This window comes from Agrobacterium tumefaciens (assembly GCA_025559845.1).
In the GTDB taxonomy this organism is placed as follows: domain Bacteria; phylum Pseudomonadota; class Alphaproteobacteria; order Rhizobiales; family Rhizobiaceae; genus Agrobacterium.
The window spans coordinates 2328866-2346767 of sequence record CP048470.1 but is presented as its reverse complement, the minus strand read 5'-3'; the positions used below and the strand labels follow the sequence as shown (position 1 = coordinate 2346767).

Genomic DNA, 17902 nt, shown 5'->3' with positions numbered 1-17902 from the left:
GAAATCCTTATGAAAGCCAGGTCGGAAGAGAAACGTTGGCGCGTCCTGTCAACGCCGCATCGACGCATTGAGCAAGAGATCCAAACCGGACGGCACGACCGCTAAGGCCTGGACCGTAATGCGCATATTTCCCGGAATTGGTCATCAGGGCGCGTGTCTTCGTTGGGAAAACCGGTTCCGATATCGAGCACCAACAGAGATCGGGAAGGACCTGGATACCGCTTTCTACGAGCCGCTGGAACGTGCCCTCATCTTTTGCCGCATCGATTACCTGTTGGCCCGCGGTAACGATCACTGCGACACCCGCATGGTGCTTTCGGCCGGCAAATGCATCCGCGAGCGCACGGCACTCGGCAAGCGAGGCATGCGGACTACCGATCGCCACGAGCTGAACGTCCTCCGGCCCTTCATTCAGCAACTTCCAGGCAGCGGCCATGTCACGATCGGTAATCGTCACGAAATCCGCCCCCGCAACGGGTGCGAGCGAGGCTTCGGGGGTGACCCCTTCGATATGGAGCATGGGTGATGCCGATGTTGTTCCAAAGGCCGCACAAAGCGCCTTGAGATCGTCCTTCGACGGGCGTCCTTCACTGAGGCCACGAAGTACGGGGATACAATCGGGCGCCGCCTTGCCTGCGAGATAGCCGACGAGCGGCCAGAACGCGTCATCGATGTTGGCTGGCAGGGAGACATCGATAATGCGCTGAGGACGCCGGTTTTCCTCCAGATAGACGCCAGAGAGCGGAGCACGTCCGGTGAGTGCAATACAGAGATCTAGAAAATCCGGATGCTTGGCGGTACGTGCGCCCAGCACGGTATTTGCAAAGATGACGGCATTCGATTCCGCCCAGGCGATTGATTCACCCATCCTTGGGGCACTGTCGAGGAGATAGGGTGAGCAGGTAAAAGTCGGACGGCAACCCATGCGGACGTAGGCATCGGCCAATCGCGCAGCAGGATCGCCGAATGTCGTCGGCACGCCCTGCGACTGCCAATTCGACTTGTCGACGGAAATCGCATTCATGGTTGTGGGCACGCGGACTTTCGCGCCCATTTCAGCCATCTTCTCCGCGAAGGTCAAGTTGGCAGGGCTCGCGTAAATACAGCCGTCAATGTGCCCCTGGGTCACGTCGACAAGACCTGTGGCCCCTTGCTGTGCAGCCATGGCAACGATGATGCGCATCGCCTGCTGAACGGCAACCCCATCGCGGCCATCGAGCATGGCACTGTCGTCTGGCGCGAGGTCAAGGTCGCTCGTGGCTGGCGGCGCTAGAGGTAGCGAAAAATCACCACTCGATATGGAATGACCGTCAATCCGGACTTTTCCTACGCCAGAGAACTTATCAAAACTCTGCTGATCAAGGCGCACAACCGGCATGGGGCTGCCGAACATTTCGCCAGCAATCAGCGCACCAAGCGTCAGGACATCTTCGGCTTCGCAAAATACCAGTGCAGCAGGCCCGCGGCCGGTAAGGATCAAGTCAAGCAGGACCCCCGAGCCTGTGCATGAGCCGCGGCTCGTCGGCATGAAAAGGATGGCGCCCGTAAGGCTCTCGTCATGCAGCGGATGATGCACATCAATGACCTTGCCGGTGGCTGGATCGACACCACCCCAGAAGCTGAGCGCTTCGGTTGTCGCAATGACCTGGCCTTCCGCTGAGCCTCGAAGAATACTTTGTGCAGCCACAATATCTGAAGTGTGCGCGACCATCGAAATGCTCCTGTCAAAAACGCTGCGGCGAGAATGGCGCCAAATCCACTGGTGGCTTTTGGCCGGTCAGCAGGTCTGCAACAATGCGAGACGTACCCGCCGATTGTGTCAGGCCCAGATGTCCGTGGCCGAAGGCATAGACAACACGGTCTGACTGCCGTGCGTGACCGATTGCAGGAAGGCTATCTGGCAAGGATGGACGGAATCCCATCCATTGCCGGCCGCCATCCGCTTTCAGCCCAGGAAGGAAAGCCCTGGCCTTATTCAAAAGGGCTTCCGAGCGTGCAAAATTGGCCGGCAGTTCCAGCCCGCCGAGTTCCACTGCGCCTCCGACGCGGATGCCACTCGTCAGTCTCGTGACGACAAAACCGTGTCCGCCAAAGGTAATCTGCGTACGAAGGTCAAACGCCCCGCCTGGCAGCGTGGTATTATAGCCCCTCTCGGTTTCGAGCGGTATTTTTTCGCCAAGGGAACGGGCAATTCTATGGGAGAAAGCACCTGCTGCAACGACGACCTTTGCGGCTCTCAACTGGCGTCCATCCAGGCCTGTAGCCTCGACCCCATCACCCTCTATACGAAGGCTAGTGACGTCAAGTTTTTCAATCGTGCCACCGGTGGCACGGAAATGTTCGGCGAGAGCGAGTGTATAGAGTTCAGGGTCTGCGATTGAATACCAGCCTGGCGTAAAGGTACCGCTTATAAACCTTGGCGCAATACCCGGTTGGATTTCGGCCATCTGTTCCGCATTGAGGTGCCTGAATTCAATGCCGTGGCTGGCTCGTGCCTTCCATCCAGCCAATGAAGCTTCAAACTCAGCCTCGCTTTCATAGACCTGAAGATTTCCCTCCTTGCGCAGCATGGAGATTGTGCCGGTTTTTTTCAAAAACGGTTCCAGCTCAGCTCTGGAAAGATCCATCATTGACGTCTGCGCGGCGGTAGAATGCTCGACCCGCGATGCAGCGCATGCCCGCCAGAACCGGAACATCCACGGCGCGATTTTCAGAGCATAGGCCGGTGGAACACTGAGTGGCCCAAGAGGGTCCATAAGCCATTTAGGAGCCTTCCACAAAATACCTGGCGAGGCGAGCGGCAGGATATCCGTGAAAGCAAACGCCCCGGCATTCCCGGCGGAAGCACCGGCGGCAGGCCCCTGCCTGTCAACGACAATAACGGAAAGGCCGCGTGCCTGTGCGGCGATTGCCGCAGACAGGCCAACGACACCAGCCCCAATGACGAGAACATCGGGACTGGTCATTAACGGACGCTCGCGAGGAACTTCTGTGTTTCTGCCTGTTGAGGTGACCCGAAGAGCTGCTCGGGCGTTCCAATCTCGGCCATGACCCCTTGATGGAAAAATGCGACGCGGTTCGACACATCGCGCGCGAAAGCCATTTCATGGGTGACGCAGATCATCGTCATCCCCTCTTCAGCGAGCATTTTCAGGGTATCGAGCACCTCGCCGACGAGCATAGGATCGAGTGCCGATGTCACCTCGTCGAACAGCATGTATTCTGGCGACATCGCAAGCGCGCGGGCGATTGCCATTCGCTGCTGCTGACCGCCAGACATCCTGTTCGGATAGACTTTCAGTTTCTCGCCGAGACCGACGTGGGTGAGTTGCTTGACTGCAATCTCTTCTGCCTGCTCTTTCGAAATCCCAAGCACTTTTCGCGGTGCCAGCATAACGTTTTCCAGGACCGTCAGGTGGGGAAAGGCGTTCCACTGCTGGAACACGATGCCGACCTTGCGGCGTAGCCTGTTCAGGTCCGTCGTCTTGGCGTGAACCTCGGTCCCGTCAATAACGATCTTGCCGCTGTCGATTGGTTCGAGACCGTTGATGCAGGTGAGAAGTGTCGACTTTCCAGAGCCGGAGCCACCGATGATGGTGACTACCTCGCCTTTGCTGACGGTGAGGTTGATCCCCTTCAGAACCTCCAGTGGGCCGAAGGATTTACGGACGTTTTCGATCTCAATCATTGGGGGACCACCGTCTTTCGAGATACCCGCCGAACCGGGCGATGGGGAAGCTGATAATGAAGTAGATGGCACCGCAAATCAGAAGGATTGTAAGCGGTTCCTGGAGGCGGGTGACAAGGATTTGCGACGCCCGCAAAAGCTCGATCAGGCCGAGCCACAGCACAAGTGCAGAATCTTTCATGACACCGAGTGTCAGACCGATCCACGACGGGAGTGACACGCGGGTAGCAAGCGGCAGGACGATATAACGCATGTCCTGCGACCACGTCATGCCGAGAGATCGGCAGGCACGCCTTGTATTGGACGGCACTGAGGAAATACCGCCGCGGACGATTTCTGTGCAATAGGCTGCGGTGTAAAGCGACAGCACGACACAGGACGTGGTGAAAGGCGGCCAGCCAAGCTTGGCGATCGACTGAAACGCATTGCCGAGCACGAGTTGGATGAGCAGCGGCACAGAGCGGAACACATCAAGCACGAAGGTCAAAGGCAACGACCAATATGCACCGAGCTGAACGCGGATAATACCGAAGATAATCCCCATGACCGTACCTGCCGTAACGGCAACTGCCGTAACGGCAAGGGTCATTCCTGCCCCTTTGGCAAGAAAGGCGAGATCACTCCAGGTGAGAGCGGTTTCGAACATGGCTCACCTCTCTCAGTAACGGAACAGACGCCATGCCAGAACCCTGGCGGCGAGCGTGACGATCTTGGCAATCACGTAGTAGATGACTGCTGCAAGTGCGAAAAATTCGAAGGTGCGGAATGACTTGGCATTCAGCGCCTGGGTAACACCCGCAAGGTCGGTATTCATTCCCACAGTCACGCCAAGCGAGGTCATGAGGATTGCCCAGACCATCTGGTTGGTGGCCGGCAAGAAAGCGACACGAAGCATTTGAGGGAGAATGATCAGACGGAAGGTTTGCATCGACGTCATCCCAAGCGATCGGCCAGACCGGGTCTGGGTATCGGGAATGGCTTTCAAAGCACCGCGGAAATTCTCCGCGAGATAACCGGCATTGTTGAAGGCGATGCCAACGAGCAGAGCCGTGTATGGGCTGAGGTGGATACCGAAGTTACCAAGGCCGAAATGCGCCATGTAGATCTGGAACAAAGCCGGCGTATTGCGGGCAATTTCGACCCAGGTCGCGGCAAACGCGCCAAGAGCACGATTTTCCGATAACCGGAACAGGGTGAGCATGATTGCGCAGGCCAGCCCGATCACCATGGAGAGGATCGCGATCTGGAGCGTCACCACCGCACCATCCAAGAGCTGCGGCAAAGCCTTCAGCGCCTGGTTCCAGTGGAACGTGTAATTAAACATAACCGTCTCACCTTTCAGAAACGATCAACGGCGCGATCATGTTGATCGCGCCGTTTCAAAAAGTCCTGATTAGCGATAGACGCCGTTAACAGCGAGCGACGGCGCTTCGCCGCCCACCCACTTCTCGTAAAGCTCGGCGTAACGACCTGTACGTACCTGCTGGTTGATGAACAGGTTCAAGTAGTTGATGAGGCCGTATTCGTCGCGGTTGGTGAAGAGCGCAACGTAGTCGATATCGTAGGGCGCCTTACCGACAACGGAGATACCGCCGAATTTGCCGCTCTTGACGTTGGATTGCGCGACAGTCGATGTGGAAACCGTTGCGTCGATCTGACCCTGGCTGAGCGCAAGGAAGACATCGGCTTGTGTCTGATAGGGACGGAACTCGCCAGCACCCCACTCCTTGACGGAGTTTTCAAGTGCAATTGCTTCAAACGTACCTGCGGTCGCGCCGACTGTCTTGCCCTTCATGTCTTCGAAAGACTTGATACCCGACTTGTCGTTGGCAGTGACAGCCATTTCGAATGCAAAGTACGGAACGGTCATACCGACAGTCTTCGCACGCTCCAGCGTATCGGACGTCGAGGCAACGCCCACATCAACACGCCCAGACATCAGAGCCGGAATACGCTCTGGGAAGGGTGTTTCGACGATTTCGGCAGTAACGCCGAGCGCCTTGGCAAGATCGTTGCAGTAATCGACGTCGAAGCCTTCCGGATTGTTGTTCGCGTCACGCGAACCCATCGGCGGGAAATCGAGCACAACAGCGCAACGCAGTGTACCCGAGGAAATGATGTCGTCGAGTTTGTCGGCCTTGGCCGGTGTCATGGCGGATGCGGCGGCCAGCAGGCCGGCGAAGATGACCGTTTTTCTCATTCTTGATTTGCTCCCAGCAATTGGTCTGCCCTTGAAGGCAAGAACACTATTTCCTCAAGAATACGAGAAATCAACATAAAAAATACAAAACGTATACAAAAAGAATTTTTGCACCTGCGAACAAGACGTGGCCGTCTGCACGAACAAACGGAACTAACGCTCTGAAAACAGACATGCTTCCCTGCGGCTGGACCAGCGGCATGCCGTTTGTCCATCCGACTTCCTGACCATGCCGGCGACACATCCGCTGCGAGGAACGCTTGCCTCCCGAAAATCGCGCGTTGCATCACATGTAGCTTTGTATACTTTATGTATCCAGAAATACACGAAAGACATTCCAGAGGTAATAATGACAGGTCAAACGAATCTCACGATCACTGCCCTTAGCGAACGGGTTGAGGCGATTTTTCTGAAGGCCGGACTGAACGCGATCCAGGCCGGGGCTCTTGCAAGGGTTATTGTCGCGGGAGAGCGCGATGCCTGCAAATCTCATGGTATTTTCCGGATTGAAGGCGCGCTGCGCACCGTGAAGGCCAAAAAGGTCAAGCCGGACGCCGTGCCGGAAATACTGCCCGATGACGGTACCGCGATCGTCAAGGTCAACGCCCGGGGCGGCTTTGCCAATCCCGCTTATGAACTCGGACTTCCGGTCCTGGTGGAGCGTGCCCGCCGGCTTGGCGTCGCAGCGCTTGTGATCAACGACTGCACGCATTTCTCGGCCCTATGGCCAGAAGTCGAGGGATTGACGACGAACGGCCTCGCCGGTCTTGTCATGTGCCCGAGCTACGCAACCGTCGCCCCGACTGGAGGCAACAAGCCGCTTCTTGGAACCAACCCGTTCGCGTTCGGGTGGCCGCGCAAGGATCAGCCACCCTATGTGTTTGACTTTGCCACCTCTGTTGCGGCACGCGGTGAGATCGAATTGCACCGGCGCGCTGGCAAGCAACTGCCGGAAGGATGGGCCATCGATCGCGATGGTAACCCAACGACGGACCCGGATGCCGCCCTCGACGGCTCGATGTTGCCTTTTGGCGGACACAAGGGGTCCGCAATCGGCACGATGATCGAACTTCTCGCTGGCATCATGATTGGCGACCTGACAAGTCCTGAGGTCCTCGACTATCTCGGCACAACCACACTCGCACCGTTCCACGGTGAATTGATCATTGCCTTCTCGCCGGAAGCCTTTGCAAAGGGCCGCCCTGGAGATCCGTTCCAGCGCGCGGAAATCCTTTTTGAAGCGATCGTCGGACAAGGCGCCCGCCTCTCGTCAGGCCGCCGTTTCGCCGCAAGAGCCAAATCCGAAAGCGAAGGGATCACATTGACAGAAGCAGAGCGATCGAGCCTCAATCACCTTCTCGAAAGAGGTCTAGATGCGGTCTCGTGACCGCTTATCTCGCAAAAAACGAAGGGCCCGCATGACGGGCCTTTCTTTCGCGCGACGATTTGATGGGGCCTCGGCACCGCACCGTCCGTGACAACCTGCCTGGGACTTAACTAAACAGCATTGACGTTCGTCATGCCAAAGGGCCCCGGACCAGAGCCCGGAGCCATAAAGCGAAGAGAGCGATGAGCTGGCGATCAGGCAGCCTTGCAGGCCTGCACTGCACCGGGTAGCTTGCTCCAGTCGGCATACCAGCTGTTGAACAGCTTGAACTGTGCCTCTACGTAGCCACGCTGGCTGTCGGACAGAACATCCGTTTCATTGAAGTGCAGCGAATACTCCTTGTCTCCCTTCAGCACCATCATGTGCTTAAAGTAGAGAACGAGATCTGGGCCTTCGTCGAACGACGACAGTACGGCCAGTGCCTGCTCGAGTTCAAGCGCACGTGCGCGCGCATCGGCATCGCCCTTCGCGGCAGCCTGCGACAGATTGCAAAGGTGGATGACTTCCTTCGGGAGAACGTTACCGATACCGGTGATCGCACCCGTCGCACCGCAATTGACGAAGCCGTGGAAAACGGCCGTATCAACGCCGATCATCAACGTAACCTCATCGTCACGGCTGGTAATGTTTTCGGCAGCATAACGCATGTCTGCCGGGCCACCGAATTCCTTGAAGCCGACGAGGTTCTTGTGTTCTGCGCGCAGCGCGAAGAAAAGATCGGCGCGCGTTGCAAAACCATAATACGGGCTGTTGTAGATCACAGCAGGAATTTCAGGGGCGGCAGCAAGGATCGCCTTGAAATGTGCTTTCTGAGCGGAAATGACCGAACCGCGCGACAGAACGCGCGGGATGACCATCAGCCCCTTCGCGCCAACCTTCTGTGCGTGCGCTGCATGGGCCACTGCGGATGCCGTGTTGACGGCACCGGTTCCGACGATCACCGGAATACCTGCCTTCACCAGGCGTTCCACGCCTTCCATGCGCTGTGCATCAGTCAGAAGCGGCCAGTCGCCCATCGAACCGCAATAAACAACGGCAGACATACCGTCCGCGATCAGTTCCTTGCCCTTACGGACGAGCGCGTCGAAGTCAGGGGTACGATCGTCCTTGCAGGGCGTCATCAGCGCAGGGATCACACCAGAAAAAATGCTGGCCGTCATTACAAGCTCCTCATCAATGTCTGTTCGTGGCTACGGGCGCGCGCCTGCGCCACCCTTTCGAAGGACACATTATCGTCTTGTATTTTATTTGTCGACAAGAAATCGACAAGTCAGAGCGATATTTCCAGTCGATCTTCACGCACCAGTAATTTCTGCACTTGCCGCACAATTTGCTCGGCATGCTCACGGGCAAGTTTCTCGGAAAGAACAATGTCGCGCGCGGCGATCGCGGCAATCATTTCATCATGATCTTCCACGTAGCGTTTCGGCAGCCGGTCTTCATAAGACTGATAATATAGCCGCAGGATCCGTCGTCCCTCATCAAGCAGGCGCTTGAAGAGCGTGATGAAATACGGATTACGGCCAGCTTCGGCGATTGCAAGATGGAGGGCTGCGTTGGTCGATATCATTGCGAGCGCGTCTTGCTTTTCGACAGCTTTAGCAAACTCCGCCTGGTGTGCGCGGATACCGACGAGATCCTCTGGCCGATGATACTGGGCGGCAAGCTGCGTGGTGACGCGATACATCAGCACCAACGCATCGAAATAGGTGTGCATGTTGAGGAAATCGATGTTTGACACCATTGTCGACCTGTTCGGCAACGTATCGATCAACCCCTCACCGGAAAGGCGAACCAGCGCCTCCCGAATGGGAGTCCTGGACATTTTGAACCGCTCGGCGAGTTGAACTTCATCAATAGGACTGCCTGGCGGCAACACCAGGTCGAGAATTTCGTCGCGCAGCAGATCGTAGACCATCTTTACGCCAGAGCCGCGCTTGCGCTCGGCAGAAGCACCTGTATCCTTCATCTTTGAATCCTTTTTGTCGACATAAAGTGTACGATCATATTTTTTTGTTATCAACGCTGACGACGCGCTCTTCACCGCTTATGGTGAAACAATCATGCGGCACAAATAAAAAAACCGTCGCGAAATTATCCGCAACGGTTGTTTTTTATTCGGAAAATGTCGGTTTGTGGCGATCAGGTCCGCAGGCCGGTTGCAACAACCGAAATCTTGAAACCGCCATCAAGGGTCGGGTCGAACGAAGCACCCATCACGACGTCGGTTTCTTCGCTGACAGCTTCACGGACAAGCGTCATTGCTTCGTCAATCTCGTAAAGGGTCAGGTCGTTGCCGCCCGAAATAGACACCAGCGCCCCGCGCGCTTCTTTCAGGGAAGGCTCGCCGAGCAGTGGATTGGCGATCGCAGCAGCAGCCGCCTCAGAAGCACGCTTCTCGCCCTTGGCTTGCGCCGTTCCCATCAACGCACGTCCACCGTTCTTCATGACATATCGGACGTCTGCGAAGTCGAGGTTCACAAGACCTTCGCGCAGGATCAAATCGGTAATACACCTTACACCGAGTGAAAGAACCTTATCCGCGGTCTTGAGCGCATTTTCGAATGTCGTTCCCGCATCCGCAATTCGCAAAAGGTTCTGGTTGGGAATGACGATCACGGTATCGGCGGTGTTAAGCAGATTTGAGAAACCGTACTCCGCTGCCCGCATGCGACGAGCGCCTTCGAAACTGAATGGCAGCGTGACGACACCGACCGTCAGGATGTTTTTGGCACGGCACGCTTCGGCAATCACCGGCGCAGCACCTGTCCCCGTGCCGCCACCCATACCTGCGGTGATGAAGCACATGTCGTAGCCGCTCAGGTGATCCATGATTTCGTCAAGGGAATCGAGAGCAGCCTGCCGGCCGACCTCTGGGTCGGCACCGGCACCGAGGCCGCCTGTCAGTTCCGAGCTGAGCTGGACCAGACGCGGCGCATTGGTTTTCTTCAGCGCCTGAGCGTCCGTATTGGCTGCAATGAAATCAACGCCACCGATACCTTCGGCGATCATGTTGTTGATTGCGTTCCCGCCACCTCCACCGACGCCGACAACGGCGATATTGGGCGTATTGCGGGCAATAGAGGCGTGCGGTGACTGGCTCATCGTCTGGTTCTCTTTTCTAAGTCTTCTCGATTCCGGAGCGTTGAGGCCGGAATGCCTGCGGAAAAAGGCGAAAGTCCGGTAGCAGGCATGTTTCTCCGACCACTTCCCCCGGATGAAAACCAAACCGAATCAACTGCTTCGCTTTCGCAGTTGATAGCCCAAAACCGAGAATGTTTACACTCCATTCACCATGTTTCTCTCAAATTGGAACGACCTGCCGTGAAAGGTGTTTGCCTCTTGCCGAGACTAGAGAGCACACAATGGAGGCAAGCATATGTTGGCGAACATTCTCCAGCACGGAAACGATTTGATGGTGAAGCAGCCCAAGGTGCTGATCGTCGAAGACGAGTTCCTGATTGCAATGGACATTGAAGATTCCATTCTCCAGGCGGAAGACGACGCTGATGTGATCGGCATTGCCAACCGGCTCGAACAAGCTGTCGCACTCGGTCGTGACGCCGACATCGCCTTTGTGGACGTGAACCTGGCGGACGGTCAAACAGGTCCAGAGATCGCCAAGCGCCTGTCTGACGACGGAGTGATCGTCATTTTCATGACGGCAAATCCAGAAGTGGTTGTTAATCTCGGGATCGGCGCAGGCGTTATTACAAAACCTGTTCCCTTCGACGCCGTCGAACAATGCCTGGCTTATGCAGTCGCCAAACGGAATGGCACACGTGCGGTGACACCTATCGGTATGATGGCATTCGACTGATGATGTCTTGAGAAACAAAAAAGCCTGCCGCGGGAGGAGGTGCGGCAGGCTTTTAAAAAGGTCGAACAGCGAGTTGGGAGGAGGTAACCGCTGTTCAGTGGGCGCCTCTGGGAGGAGGTAGAGACGGCCCGTTCACCAAAGGGACTGGGAGGAGGAGTGTCCGTTTGATGATGTTAAGATAGCATTTTCTTGCGCGTTTCCTAGGCACAACTGCGCAGCGCAGACATGCGTTATACGCATAACTCGATCAACGCGCATGCCCTGGAAATGCAAAAACGCCCGCAAAGCGGGCGTTTCAAACGTCATCTGGTATGATCGTAGCTTAGATCAGATACCGACAGCCTGGCGCGCGACACTAGCGATCTGGCTGCGATCGATACCCAGATCGTGCAGTTCACGAGTGCTCATACGGCCGAGTTCGTTGACGGTCTGACGATACTTGCGCCAGTTATTGAAGGAGCGTGCTACGTTCATGACATTACCCTTTCCTGAGGTTTGGTGACGTCAGTAACGTTTTCGTTCCGGCGTCCTTTGATGACCCCTATATGCTCGCTTTCGCGGCGATTTAACAGGCAGATTACGTCAACACACCCATGCGCTAAATGCAGAGGTCATTGCGAATCCTATGCGGAGGATTACCGGTTCGCCAATTCTTCAGCCACCTAAGGGCTAAGTTTACCGTCCGATCGCTCCGAAATCGGTCACAAGTACTGTGTTCGCATTGCTGATCTATCACACCAGCTGCCAAGAAACGGTACATGAAGAAATGACGAGGACGGCCCTTCAGCCGCCCTCCCCGATAGTTCACCCGAACGCCCGTCTTACTGCGAAAGCACGGCAGCTTTGATTGTATCGACATTATTGTTGATCATATCGATATAGGTTGAAGCGGGGCCGTCCATGGTCGAAAGCGCGTCAGAGTAGAGGGTCCCACGAACCTTGAGGCCGGTCTCTTTTGCAATCTGCTCGATCAGTCGCTTGTCGGTGATGTTTTCCACGAAGATCGCCGAGGCCTTATCTTCCTTCACCTGATCCACGAGCTTGGCGACATCCGCAGCAGATGCTTCCGATTCCGTTGATACGCCCTCGGGGGCCAGAAACCCTAAGCCATATGACTGTTCGAAGTAACCAAACGCATCGTGCGAAGTGATGATCGTGCGTTTCTCTTGCGGAATGGCGGCAACCTCTGTCTTCACATGAGTTTCGAGTTCCTGAAGCTTGGCAACATAGGCTTCCGAATTGGCCGTATATGTTGCGCAACCGGCCTTGTCTGTCTCGCAGAATGCGTCGGCAACGTTCTTAACGTAAATGATAGCGTTGCTGACGGATTGCCAAGCGTGGGGATCAAATTCGCCGTGATGATGATGCCCATCTTCATCACCGTGGGGATGGTCATGTCCGTGACCCTTTTCCGCCGCCTCATCCGCTTCTGGATGTGCGTGCCCTGCCGGTTCCTCAGAGAGTTTCAGTGGTTCAACACCCTTTGTCAGCTCGACAACCGGTGCCTTCGTTGCACTTGTTTCGATCAACCTTTTCAAAAACCCCTCAAACTCAAGCCCGTTTACAAGCACCACATCGGCTTTGCTGACGGCAACCGCGTCTGCCGGCCGGGGTTCATAGACATGGGCGTCACCATCTGGGCCGACAAGTGTTGTGACCGTCACTCGGTCACCGCCGACATTCTTGGCAAAGTCCGCAATGATTGAGAAGCTGGCGACAACTTTCAGATCTTCTGCCGACGCCTGTGTGGCCAACATCGTCGAAAGCGTGAGGATGCTTGCGCATGTGGCAAAACGTAACGTTGAAAGCACGGATATATCTCCTTTGAGAGTTTCTATTTCAGGTGGTCTTGAGGCGGATCGCGTTAACGGCATCCCGAACGATGCCGCGTGGCGCGAAAAGAATGGAAAGGACGTAGATCGCACCGGCAGAGAGAATGATCGCCGGTCCAGACGGCAAGGACGCGTGGTAGGAAAGAAGGAGGCCGGCGCAGGATGAAACCATGCCAATACCGATCGATACGAGGCACATGGGGAAAACACGGCTTGCCCAAAAACGGCTTGCGGCAGCCGGCAACATCATCAAGCCGACGGAGAGTAATGTCCCCAAGGCCTGAAAGCCGCCAACGAGATTGAGAACGACAGTTGCGAGAAAGAGGAAATGAACCGGCGCACCCCAACGGCTGACTGAACGCAGGAAAAGCGGATCAAGACACTCGGCAAACAGCGCACGACCGAAAAATCCCATGATCGACAGGCTGATGACGCAGATCCCCAAGATCAGACCAAGTGCTTCGTTGTTCAGGGCAAGAACCGTACCGAAAAGTACATGCATGAGATCGATGCTCGAACCACGCCACGATACGAGAAGAACGCCTAGCGCCAGTGAGATGAGATAGAACGCAGCCAAAGAGGCGTCTTCCTTCTGGATCGTCACGCGGGAAATTGCGCCTGCGCCTAACGCGACCAGTAAGCCCACAACAAGCCCGCCTATGGTCATCGGCAAGATCTCCAGGCCATAGAAAAGAAAACCGAGAGCAGCGCCCGGCAAAATGGCATGAGACATCGCGTCTCCCGTCAGGCTCATCCGTCGCAACATGAGAAAAACACCGACCGGACCACAACTGACAGACAGAAGCAGGGCGCCTGCCAGCGCACGCTGCATGAAGGCATAATCGAGGAAGGGAGCGAGAAACATGTCAAACAGCGGCATGCAAGCCTCGGACCGAGTGTGAATTCTGATAGGAGGACACTTGCTCGGCAGGTTCGCACCAGAAAGCAGTTTCGCCCTCGGTTTCGTAAAGCCGCCTTGCCTGACGTAACATGGCGGGCTGGAGAATCTCCTCGGTCGGACCGAAACCAACGAGACGACGTGCAAGAAGCATACATGTGGAGAAGTGCTGACGAACAATGTCGTAGTCATGGAGGACTGTGATGACGGTGCGGCCTTCTCCGATCCACCCAGCGATGACAGCCATTAGCTCGGCAACGGTCTTCTCATCAACGGCGTTGAAAGGCTCATCAAGAAGGATGAGATCTGCCTTCTGCAGGATGGTCCTGGCGAAGAGAGCGCGTTGAAGCTGCCCGCCGGAGAGCGCATCAATCCCCTTGCGCTCGTAGCCCGCAAGACCGACGGTCGCCAGCGCCTCGCTTATGGCACCTCGATCACCAGACGTGAACCGGCCAAGAAGGCCTCGTCTCGGCCACAAGCCAAGTGAAACGAGATCACGCACCTCTGCTGGAAAGCTGCGGTCCAATGCAGACTGTTGCGGCAGGTATGCGACAGAGACACCGGAAGCCTTAAGGCATTCACCCGAAAGTGGGGCGATAATTCCCGCTATCGACTTCAAAAGGGTGGATTTCCCCGAACCGTTCGCGCCGACGATCGCCGTAAGCGAACCCTTTGAGATCTCGGCATGCAGGCGCAACAAAGCGGGTTGTCCGTTATATCCTAAAGTCAATTCCTTGAATGAGAGGCAAGGATCGTCCATCGATCACTCCGTCGGGTATTCAACTGAGCCTCATCACTTATGTAATGTTATTACATTGGTCAATTGAGATGTAATGAAATAACATTAAATTTTGGAAATGATGCCTGTGGGCAAAAATCCCGCAGATAGCGTTTGACAGGATCGCATTCAGTTATGTTATTACATTACATAGATGAAATACGCCCAGGGCGAAAACAGTTCCCTGTGCGTAAAAACCAGGAAAAGAGATCGTGTTAAAAAAACTTCCAGTCACCGTCCTGTCTGGCTTCCTTGGCGCCGGAAAAACAACCCTCCTCAATCATATTCTTGCCAACCGCGAGGGTTTACGGGTTGCACTCATCGTCAACGACATGAGTGAAATCAACATTGACGCTGCCCTCGTCCGGGATGGTGGCGCCAATCTTTCAAGGACTGAAGAGCAACTCGTTGAAATGACCAACGGCTGCATCTGTTGCACATTGCGTGACGATCTCTTGACCGAGGTGCGGGCGTTGGCTGAGCAGGATCGGTTCGACTACCTGCTGATCGAATCGACCGGTATCGCGGAACCCCTACCTGTCGCGGCAACCTTTGACTTTCGTGACGAGGATGGACGCAGCCTCTCAGATGTCGCAAGGCTCGACACGATGGTGACAGTCGTGGACGCCGCTAATCTCCTTCAGGATTACAGCTCCTCCGATTTTCTGTCTGACCGTGGTGAAACGGCTGGTGACGGCGATAACCGCACGATTGTTGACCTTCTGGTCGAGCAGATTGAATTCGCCGATGTCGTAATCCTCAACAAGGTCGCCATGGCAACGACCGAACAGCTCGATGCAGCACGCAAGATCATCGTCGGGCTTAACCCGGATGCCAAGCTCCTTGAGGCCGATTTCGGCCAGGTGAATCTGAAGGAGGTTCTGGGGACTGGCCGTTTCGACTTTCAAAAAGCAGAAGAGCATCCCTTATGGTTCAAGGAATTGCATGGTTTTAAGGACCATCTTCCCGAAACTGAAGAATACGGGATACGCTCTTTTGTGTATCGGGCGCGCAAGCCGTTCGATCCCGTGCTCTTTCAACGCTTTATCGATCGCACCTGGCCGGGCGTGGTTCGTGCAAAGGGTTTCTTCTGGTTAGCAACACGCCCCGATTTCGTTGGCGAAATTTCCCAGGCAGGTGCATTGGTACGCACCGGAAAAATGGGGCTCTGGTGGTCTGCGGTACCCAAAGAGCGCTGGCCGCGCGAACCCGAATTTCTTGCTATGATGAAGCCATATCTCGATCCGGTTTGGGGCGACAGACGGCAGGAGATCGTGTTTATCGGCGCAGACCCGATGGACGAAAAGGACTTGCGAACGCAACTCGACGCATGCCTGATCGATAGTGCATCTTTCAAACCCGACGGCTGGCGCCATCTCGCCGATCCGTTCACATCCTGGGACCAGCATACGGCGTGATGTTGCCAGGGCTGGCGGCGGCGCAATTTGGGAGCGCCGTCGCGCGCCCTACCCCGGTCGGACGCAAGGCGGATGTTTCATCGAGCATCCGCTTGGGGCCCATGCAGCGCAAGCCGTGCAAGGTCATCAAGCGCCGACCGGATCTGAGGCCAAGGAAACCCGGAGCCGTCTGCCCGGATATTTCCTTTGCGCAATACAGCGTCCAGCTTGGCCGCGACACCGACGAGAGATGTCGCAGGTGTGGTCGCCATGGCATCGACCAGATCTTCGGCTCGATCCCCAGCTTCCCGCTCGGCCTGCATCATCGCGGAATATCCAATTTCCTGATCGGCCTTATCCCATCGCAACTTGTGAGCTGCGAACTCAGCTTCCGCCTTGGCGCACGCGGCCGCCTCCTCAAGCTCGAGACGCAAAAATTCATGGATGTCCTCAAGCGAAAATACAGTCACTTGTTCGCCATCGGAGAACGGGATTATGGCACGAGGGAAGCCAATAGTTTCAACGAGCTGCTGTTCCAGACCTTGCTGCCGATGGCAATAATTTCGTGTCAGGTGGTGGGCATCTTGCCATTGGTGCCACAGCGCCACGACAGGGTCCGGGGGGATTTCTCCTGCAATCGTATTGTTGGTGAGGGCACAAGAGCCCCACGTTCCCAATGCCACGGCGGTACCGCCAAGTACCGTCCTGCGGGTGACGAAAGGCAAAGTCGTGCTATTGTCAGAATCAGCCATGCGCTGAGCTCCTCGCAGACCAGTTGTGGTAAGGCCGTACACGATGTTGCGAGCAACTTGAGCGGCCGCAGCGTATTTACAAGCACAATTTAATGTCATTTTTCATGACATTTGCAAGCGGAAATGACATGAAAAAGGACATTTATCCCGCACAAATACGAGCAGCCCGAGCGTTGATTGATTGGACGCGGGAAGACTTAGCAGTTGCATCCGGTGTGACGGTTCGAACTCTGGCCAGACTCGAGAGCGCACAAACTATCGCGCGGCAGACAACGCTCACGGCGCTGTCGACCGCGTTAGAGACCGCGGGCGTTGAGTTCATCCCAGAAAACGGGAGCGGTCCAGGGGTCCGTTTGGCGAACAAAATTTCGCGTTGACGACGTGGGAGTTGATCTTCCACCCAGGAATGAGCGTTGATCCGTAAGAGGATCTCGGATCGCGCTCCCAGCCTTAACCGGCGAACGTCCTCATTTTAGGCTCGCCCCTCCAGGTAATGTTTCATCATCGACCTTGTCTGCTTTACATACGACGACGTGAGCGTTTGTCGGTATCGACTGCGCCCGGCCAAGCGGACTGCCATAACCTCACGCAGATGGATCTCCTGGCTTTCCTGAATAGCGCAGGTAGTCCGTCAGGGCCTTTTACTCGAGGGCACAAGTCAGACACTCAGAGAAAGTTCACCGTTAACAGCGCGAGCACAACGTAACGGCCGACCTTGGCGACGGTGACGAGGAACAAAAAGGGCCCGAACGGCTCGCGCATGATACCGGCCGCGACCGTTAGGGGATCACCGATCAGCGGTGCCCAGCTCAAAAGTAACGACCACTTCCCGTAGCGATGGTACCAGGCCTGGGCACGGCCAAGCGCTGCTTCTTTAACCGGGAACCACGACCGGTCGCGAAAATGCTCGATGCCGCGTCCCAGGAGCCAGTTGACAATCGAACCTGCGACATTTCCGAAACTTGCGACGACAACGAGTAGCCATATAGGATAAGATTTCAGGGATATCAGAGCGACGAGCGCGGCTTCGGATTGCATCGGCAGGATTGTCGCGGCGACGAAGGCGGCGAAAAACAAACCCGCATAAACCCCCAGGCTGGTTATCATTATCCCGACACTTCCCGATGATCACGTTACGTCAAGGTGACCT

General features: G+C 55.9%; 19 protein-coding genes. 4 read left to right on the top strand and 15 right to left on the bottom strand.

Annotation, left to right across the window (positions count from 1 at the left end; translation table 11 throughout):
* Positions 1-7 precede the first annotated feature (7 nt).
* From FY156_27055 to FY156_27030, 6 genes are all read right to left on the bottom strand, one after another.
* Positions 8-1711 carry a DUF521 domain-containing protein gene (locus FY156_27055; GenBank protein ID UXS05091.1) on the bottom strand — a complete coding sequence of 568 codons (1704 nt, stop codon included), beginning with the start codon at positions 1709-1711 and terminating at the stop codon, positions 8-10.
* A 13-nt stretch (positions 1712-1724) separates the two neighbouring features.
* On the bottom strand, positions 1725-2966 hold the full coding sequence (locus FY156_27050) for an FAD-dependent oxidoreductase (protein ID UXS05090.1): 1242 nt from the start codon (positions 2964-2966) through the stop codon (positions 1725-1727).
* Positions 2966-3688 carry an amino acid ABC transporter ATP-binding protein gene (locus tag FY156_27045; protein ID UXS05089.1) on the bottom strand — a complete coding sequence of 241 codons (723 nt, stop codon included), beginning with the start codon at positions 3686-3688 and terminating at the stop codon, positions 2966-2968. The genes FY156_27050 and FY156_27045 overlap by 1 nt, the downstream gene beginning before the upstream one ends.
* Positions 3681-4334, bottom strand: a complete 654-nt coding sequence (locus FY156_27040) for an amino acid ABC transporter permease (GenBank protein ID UXS05088.1) — start codon at positions 4332-4334, stop codon at positions 3681-3683. Before FY156_27040 ends, FY156_27045 begins: the two co-directional genes overlap by 8 nt.
* A 12-nt stretch (positions 4335-4346) precedes the next feature.
* A complete protein-coding gene (locus tag FY156_27035; GenBank protein UXS05087.1) occupies positions 4347-5012 on the bottom strand; it encodes an amino acid ABC transporter permease in 666 nt (221 codons plus the stop codon).
* 69 nt (positions 5013-5081) lie between these two features.
* Entirely contained in the window at positions 5082-5888 is an 807-nt protein-coding gene (locus tag FY156_27030; GenBank protein UXS05086.1) for a transporter substrate-binding domain-containing protein, read from the bottom strand.
* A gap of 349 nt (positions 5889-6237) precedes the next feature.
* Between FY156_27030 and FY156_27025 the strand changes: the two genes are divergently transcribed.
* Positions 6238-7275, top strand: a complete 1038-nt coding sequence (locus FY156_27025) for an Ldh family oxidoreductase (protein ID UXS05085.1) — start codon at positions 6238-6240, stop codon at positions 7273-7275.
* Between the two features lie 194 nt (positions 7276-7469).
* On the opposite strand, the gene FY156_27020 is transcribed toward FY156_27025, so the two are convergent.
* The 3 genes from FY156_27020 to ftsZ all read right to left on the bottom strand — a co-directional run bounded on the left by FY156_27020 (position 7470) and on the right by ftsZ (position 10380).
* Positions 7470-8435, bottom strand: coding sequence for a dihydrodipicolinate synthase family protein (locus tag FY156_27020; protein UXS05084.1), 966 nt, complete (start codon positions 8433-8435; stop codon positions 7470-7472).
* Between the two features lie 110 nt (positions 8436-8545).
* On the bottom strand, positions 8546-9244 hold the full coding sequence (locus FY156_27015) for a GntR family transcriptional regulator (protein ID UXS05083.1): 699 nt from the start codon (positions 9242-9244) through the stop codon (positions 8546-8548).
* A gap of 173 nt (positions 9245-9417) precedes the next feature.
* Positions 9418-10380, bottom strand: a complete 963-nt coding sequence (gene ftsZ, locus FY156_27010) for a cell division protein FtsZ (protein UXS05082.1) — start codon at positions 10378-10380, stop codon at positions 9418-9420.
* A gap of 274 nt (positions 10381-10654) precedes the next feature.
* Here ftsZ and FY156_27005 point away from each other — a divergent pair, with 274 nt between their 5' ends.
* Entirely contained in the window at positions 10655-11095 is a 441-nt protein-coding gene (locus FY156_27005) for a response regulator (GenBank protein ID UXS05081.1), read from the top strand.
* Positions 11096-11422: 327 nt separating this feature from the next.
* Here FY156_27005 and FY156_27000 read toward each other — a convergent pair whose 3' ends face one another.
* From FY156_27000 to FY156_26985, 4 genes are all read right to left on the bottom strand, one after another.
* Positions 11423-11569 carry a DUF1127 domain-containing protein gene (locus tag FY156_27000; GenBank protein ID UXS05080.1) on the bottom strand — a complete coding sequence of 49 codons (147 nt, stop codon included), beginning with the start codon at positions 11567-11569 and terminating at the stop codon, positions 11423-11425.
* Between the two features lie 347 nt (positions 11570-11916).
* Complete coding sequence (locus tag FY156_26995) at positions 11917-12906, bottom strand: metal ABC transporter substrate-binding protein (GenBank protein UXS05079.1); 990 nt, start codon at positions 12904-12906, stop codon at positions 11917-11919.
* A gap of 28 nt (positions 12907-12934) precedes the next feature.
* Positions 12935-13807: a metal ABC transporter permease gene (locus FY156_26990; GenBank protein UXS05078.1), complete on the bottom strand. Its 873-nt coding sequence runs from the start codon at positions 13805-13807 to the stop codon at positions 12935-12937.
* Positions 13794-14585 carry a metal ABC transporter ATP-binding protein gene (locus tag FY156_26985; GenBank protein ID UXS05077.1) on the bottom strand — a complete coding sequence of 264 codons (792 nt, stop codon included), beginning with the start codon at positions 14583-14585 and terminating at the stop codon, positions 13794-13796. The genes FY156_26990 and FY156_26985 overlap by 14 nt, the downstream gene beginning before the upstream one ends.
* Before the next feature lie 230 nt (positions 14586-14815).
* Between FY156_26985 and FY156_26980 the strand changes: the two genes are divergently transcribed.
* Positions 14816-16021, top strand: coding sequence for a GTP-binding protein (locus FY156_26980; GenBank protein UXS05076.1), 1206 nt, complete (start codon positions 14816-14818; stop codon positions 16019-16021).
* A gap of 77 nt (positions 16022-16098) precedes the next feature.
* Here the strand turns inward: FY156_26980 and FY156_26975 are convergent, their stop codons facing one another.
* The gene (locus FY156_26975; GenBank protein ID UXS05075.1) at positions 16099-16752 is read right to left on the bottom strand and encodes a hypothetical protein; all 654 of its coding nucleotides are present in this window, start codon (positions 16750-16752) and stop codon (positions 16099-16101) included.
* Between the two features lie 128 nt (positions 16753-16880).
* Between FY156_26975 and FY156_26970 the strand changes: the two genes are divergently transcribed.
* Entirely contained in the window at positions 16881-17129 is a 249-nt protein-coding gene (locus FY156_26970) for a helix-turn-helix transcriptional regulator (GenBank protein UXS05074.1), read from the top strand.
* A gap of 289 nt (positions 17130-17418) precedes the next feature.
* On the opposite strand, the gene FY156_26965 is transcribed toward FY156_26970, so the two are convergent.
* The gene (locus FY156_26965) at positions 17419-17856 is read right to left on the bottom strand and encodes a DedA family protein (protein UXS05268.1); all 438 of its coding nucleotides are present in this window, start codon (positions 17854-17856) and stop codon (positions 17419-17421) included.
* Positions 17857-17902: the final 46 nt, after the last annotated feature.